Origin of the sequence: Acidovorax sp. (assembly GCF_022763525.1) — a bacterium.
Lineage (GTDB): Bacteria > Pseudomonadota > Gammaproteobacteria > Burkholderiales > Burkholderiaceae_C > Acidovorax.
This window is the reverse complement of record NZ_JALEGG010000031.1, coordinates 1-5,328: the sequence shown is the minus strand read 5'-3', so window position 1 is coordinate 5,328 and position 5,328 is coordinate 1. Positions and strand designations below refer to the sequence as shown.

The following is a 5,328-nucleotide window of genomic DNA, read 5'->3' as shown; positions in this document are numbered from 1 at the left end:
CGTCTTCTTCTTCGGGTGCATATTCACATGCATGCAGCATGGCGCCGCTGCACATGGCGCAAGGCTCCAGCGTGACGTACAGGCTGCAGCCGTCGAGCCGATAGTTGCCCAGCCGCTGCGCGGCCGCGCGCAGCGCCACGATCTCGGCGTGGGCTGTGGGATCGTGACCCTCGACAGGGGCGTTGCGGCCGGTGGCGATGACCTGGCCGTCCTTGACCACGATGGCGCCCACGGGCACCTCGCCAGCGCGGGCGGCTTCTTGTGCCTCGGCCAAGGCCAGGCGCATCCAGTGCGCGTCTTGGTCGGAAATCATTGCTATAAAAACAATAGCTTCTTGCGCTTGATAGATAAGCGCCAGAAGGCAATTTGGCTTATTTTTCTTCGTCCGGCATCGGGCGGGCCTGCTGCATCAAGCCCTCCACCTGTTGCTTGACCTGCTGCTGGATCTGCTGGCTCTGGTCGCGCACCGTGCCTGGGCTTGCCCCGGTGGGTGCAGAGGCGGGATCGGCCGTCTGCAGGGTCGGCACCGGCGTGCGCATGGCCGACATCTGCTTCTTGACCACCACGCCCACCACGGCCAACGCCACCACCAGCCCAATCACTCCGAACACTGCACGCATTTCCATCCTTTGCCGGGCACAGGCTGCCCGATGGCCAAGCGCCCGACTGTAAACCCTGCACAAAAAAATGGCCGCACTGGGCGGCCATCAGGCAAATTGCCGAACGGAGCCGACCTCAGTTCAGCGCCACGCGGCTGCCGCCCTGGAAGGTGTAGAGCGTCACCGCAGGCGCAGTCAGCTCGCCCTTGGCCGTGAAGGCGATGTTGGCGGTCACGCCCTTGTATTCGGTCTTGGCCAGGAAGGGCGTGAACACCTTGGGGTCCACCGAGTTGGCGCGCTTCATGGCGTCGGCCAGCACCATGGCCGCGTCATAGGCATAGGGGCTGTAGATCTGGAACTGGCCAGGGAACTTGGCGTCGTAGCGCTTCTTCCAGTCCGAACCACCCTGCATCTTGTCCACTGAGGCACCGCCGGTCGCGCAGGTCACGTTCTTGAGAGCCGGCGTCTTGCCCGACAGCTCGGGCAGCTTCTCGGTGCACAGTGCATCGCCACCAAAGAACTTCACGTGGCCCAGGCCCAGTTGCTCCATCTGGCGCAGCATGGGTCCGGCCTGGGCGTCCAGGCCGCCATAGAAGATCGCATCGGGCTTCTTGTTCTTGATGGCCGTGAGGATGGCCATGAAATCGGTGGCCTTGTCGTTGGTGAACTCCTCGCCCACCACTTTGAGCCCTTTTTGCAGCGCCGTGGCCTTGAACACGGACGCCACGCCCTGCCCATAGGCCGTGCGATCGTCAATGATGGCCACGCTCTTGAGCTTGAGGTGGTCCGCGCCAAACAGTGCCAGCGCGGCCCCCAGGGCGTTGTCGTTGGCGATCAGGCGGAACGTGGTCTTGTGGCCGGGCTTGGTCAGGTCGGGGTTGGAGGCCGATGCGGTGATGTGCGGCAGATCGCACTTGGCGTAGATGGCCGACGCGGGGATGGACGTGCCCGACTGCAGGTGACCCACCACGCCGGCGACCTTCTGGTCGCACAGCTTCTGGGCGACGGCGGTGGCCTGGCGCGGATCGCCCGCGTCGTCTTCGGCCGCGATCTCGAACTTGATCTTCTTGCCGCCGATCACCAGGTTCTGGGCATTGAGATCGTCAATGGCCAGGCGCACGCCGTTCTCGGTGTCTTTGCCGATGTGGGCAATGCCGCCGGACACGGGGCCCGCGTGCGCGATCTTGACGGTCTGCACGTCCTGCGCGGTGGCCGCGGACGCAGCCACCAGGCCCAGGCTAGCGATGGCCAGCTGGACCAGAGACAAAGAGGACACGGAGCGCAGAGACGGGGCACGGAACACGTTGAATTCTCCAAGAGGGGACGAAAGGTTGCGCACCGGCTTGGTGCGCGAGACCGCTGCATCCTACCCATCCAAGGCCGACCAAACGCTGCAACGATATGCAAACTTAGCAATTTGTGGGGACATTAAAGCGGCTAATGCCCGCTGCCGGGCTTCTCAGCTGCCAGCCACGCGCAGCTTGAAACCGACGAACGGCAGCACCGCGTCGGGCGCACTGCGGGGCAAAAGCTCTTCCACGCAGCCGGTTTCACTGGGGGGCACAAAGCCCATGGCGATCGCGCCAATGGCAGCGTTGTGCGTACCGGTCCAGTCCCAACCCCAGCCGGCGCCGGTGACTTCACCCTCGAACAGCACGGGCCCGTCGATGGTGATGCCCTGATGGATGTTGATGTGCATGCGGTCGGCATATGTGCCCGCCCGGTACCCGGCGCGGATGCGCACGGTGACGATGGGATGGGCTGCCAGATCGAAGGTGCCACCGGAGACGTTGTGCACCGGTTGCAGCACGGGCATGGCGGTGCCGTTCCAGCGCTCGGCCTCCACCACGCCATCGGCAAAGAAGATGAAGCCACGCGCTTCGGACCAAAGGTTCTTCCCATGGCGAATGATCGGTCCGCAATGGGGGTTGTAGCTGCCCTGCCCGCCCGTGCCGTCCAGCGCAAACACCACGTGGTGCGCACCGTTGACAAACAGCCGTGAGCAATCGACGGTGCAGAGCAAATCGTTATGGCGCGTGGCCGCCAGGCTGCTGCGCTCGGGCAGGCAGTAAAAGTCGAGGTCGTTCGGGGTCAGTTGGATTTGCGTGGGCTTCTTGGCGCGGGAAGTACTCATCCGAAGTCCTTTCTCGATGGGACGGAGCTGGGCATGGGCGACGCGAGCGGGCCCGCGTGCCGCCCCGTTGTAACAGACACCTGTGCGGCGACGCCCGCCAGTTCGTTACCAAACGCTGCAGCCGCCGATAACCCGCAGGAGACGCCCGCGTGGCGAAACTGAAATAATCCCGCCCCATGTCTCTCCTGCCCCACCAGCTCGAACTGCTCTCCCCTGCACGCGACGCCGACATTGGCATCGAAGCCGTCAACCACGGCGCCGATGCCGTCTACATCGGCGGCCCTGCCTTTGGCGCGCGGGCCAGCGCGGGCAATGACATCCGGGACATCGAGCGCTTGGTGAAACACGCGCACCGCTTCAACAGCCGCATCTTCATCACGCTCAACACCATCCTGCGCGACGACGAGCTGGAGGCCGCTCACAAGATGGCGTGGCAGGTGTACGAGGCGGGCGCCGACGCGCTCATCATCCAGGACATGGGCCTGCTCGAAATTGACCTGCCCCCCATCCAACTGCACGCCAGCACCCAGACCGACATCCGAACACCCGAGAAGGCGCGTTTCCTGCAGGACGCGGGCCTGTCGCAGATCGTGCTAGCGCGCGAGCTGACCGTGCAGCAGATTGCAGCGGTGCACAAGGCCCTGGGCCCGGTGGATGCGCCAGGCCGCGCCAACATCGAGTTCTTCATCCACGGCGCACTGTGCGTGGCCTACAGCGGCCAGTGCAACATCAGCCATGCGCAAACGGGCCGCAGCGCCAACCGCGGCGACTGCAGCCAGGCCTGCCGCCTGCCCTACCAGGTCACCGACGCACAGGGCCGCTTCATCGCGCATGACAAGCACGTGCTGAGCATGAAGGACAACAACCAGAGCGACAACCTGCGCGCCCTCATCGACGCCGGCGTGCGCAGCTTCAAGATTGAAGGCCGCTACAAGGACATGGGCTACGTGAAGAACATCACGGCCCACTACCGCACGCTGCTCGACGAGATCATTGAAGAGCGTGAGGCCGAGGGCCGGCCCCTCTCCCGCTCGTCCAGCGGACGCACCACCTTCACCTTCACGCCCGACCCGCTGCAGAACTTCAACCGCGAGTTCACCGACTACTTTGTCACCGGCCGCAAGGAAGACATCGGCGCGTTCGACACCCCCAAGAACCCGGGCCAAGCCATTGGCTGGGTGACCAAGGTGGGGCCGGACTTCGTCGAGCTGGAGGTAAGCGACCCCGCCACCGTGCTGCACAACGGCGATGGCCTGTGCTACTACGACCTGCAAAAGGAGCTGGTGGGCATGGCCATCAACGTGGCGGAGCCCGTGTCGGCCCGCGTGGGCAAGCTCATCACGCAGTGGCGCGTGTACCCCAAGGACCCCATGGAGGGCTTTAAGGACCTGCGCAAGGGCACGGAGATCAACCGCAACCGCGACATGGACTGGGTACGCACGCTGGAGAAAAAATCCAGCGACCGCCGCATCGGCCTGTGGGCGCAACTGAGCGAAACGCCCACCGGCTTCAGCCTGCTGCTGACCGACGAGGACGGCAATGTGGGCTGTGCCGAGGTGCACCAGCCCCACCAGCCCGCCACCGACGCCGCCAAGGCCGAAGCCAGCCTGCGCGAACAACTGGGCCGTTTTGGCGCCACCATTTTTGCGGTGCACGACATTGGGCTGCAGCTTTCGCAGCCCTGGTTTGTGCCCGCCTCGGTGCTGAACGCGCTGCGCCGCGATGCACTGGCCCACCTGGAGGCCAGCCGCGCCCGCAACTTCGCCCGCCTGCCACGCGCCACGCCCGTGGAACCCCCTGCGCTCTACCCTGAAGACACGCTCTCCTTTCTGGGCAATGTGTTCAACCACAAGGCCCACGACTTCTACGTACGCCACGGCGTGAAGGTGATCGCCGCGGCCTACGAGGCGCATGAGGAAGAAGGCGAAGTCAGCCTCATGATCACCAAGCACTGCGTGCGCTTTTCGATGAGCCTGTGCCCCAAGCAGGCCAAGGGCGTGACGGGCGTGCAGGGCACCATCAAAGCCGAACCCTTGATGTTGATCAATGGCAAGGAGAAGCTGACCTTGCGCTTTGATTGCAAGCCCTGTGAAATGCACGTGGTGGGCAAGATCAAGCGCCAGGTGCTGAACCAGGCCAAGGAAGCCCCGCTCACCTTCTACAAAACCCGGCCGCACCACGCCCATTGATCCCCCGCATGCGGCCGTGGCCCAACGCCACAGCCCATGCACACCGAAACGTTTTCATCCCCGCCCTGCGGGCCAGCACCATGATGGCCACGCTGCTGGTGTGGCTGCAGTTCGCTGCCTGCGCGGGGCTGATTGGCGCCGCGGGCTACCAGCTGTCGCGCTACGGCGATGCCATTGCGCAGCGCACCGGCCTGTCGGGCAGCTGGATCGGCCTCACGCTGGTGGCCAGCGTGACTTCGCTTCCAGAGCTGGCCACCGGCATCACCAGCGTCACCATCGCCAACACCCCCAACCTGGCCGTGGGCAACGCACTGGGCAGCTGCGTGCTCAACCTGGTGTTTCTGGTGGTGATCGACCTGCTGTACCGGCCAGCACCGGTATGGACCCGGGCCGCCCACGGCCACGT

Annotated in this window: 5 protein-coding genes and 1 pseudogene; 2 read left to right on the top strand and 4 right to left on the bottom strand. The window is 64.8% G+C overall.

Annotated features, from left to right (window positions below; genetic code table 11):
* From MRY84_RS02450 to MRY84_RS02435, 4 genes are all read right to left on the bottom strand, one after another.
* The coding region (locus MRY84_RS02450) for a nucleoside deaminase (RefSeq protein ID WP_291504173.1) at positions 1 to 313 on the bottom strand (313 nt) is incomplete at its 3' end.
* Positions 314 to 371: 58 nt separating this feature from the next.
* Positions 372 to 620 carry a hypothetical protein gene (locus MRY84_RS02445; RefSeq protein ID WP_291504172.1) on the bottom strand — a complete coding sequence of 83 codons (249 nt, stop codon included), beginning with the start codon at positions 618 to 620 and terminating at the stop codon, positions 372 to 374.
* Between the two features lie 115 nt (positions 621 to 735).
* Positions 736 to 1,866 carry a branched-chain amino acid ABC transporter substrate-binding protein gene (locus MRY84_RS02440; protein WP_291504174.1) on the bottom strand — a complete coding sequence of 377 codons (1,131 nt, stop codon included), beginning with the start codon at positions 1,864 to 1,866 and terminating at the stop codon, positions 736 to 738.
* A gap of 192 nt (positions 1,867 to 2,058) precedes the next feature.
* A complete protein-coding gene (locus MRY84_RS02435; RefSeq protein WP_291504171.1) occupies positions 2,059 to 2,733 on the bottom strand; it encodes a hypothetical protein in 675 nt (224 codons plus the stop codon).
* A 176-nt stretch (positions 2,734 to 2,909) separates the two neighbouring features.
* Between MRY84_RS02435 and MRY84_RS02430 the strand changes: the two genes are divergently transcribed.
* Entirely contained in the window at positions 2,910 to 4,922 is a 2,013-nt protein-coding gene (locus tag MRY84_RS02430) for a U32 family peptidase (RefSeq protein WP_291504170.1), read from the top strand.
* 8 nt (positions 4,923 to 4,930) lie between these two features.
* Positions 4,931 to 5,328 (top strand): annotated as a pseudogene (locus MRY84_RS02425) (hypothetical protein); the annotation flags it as partial.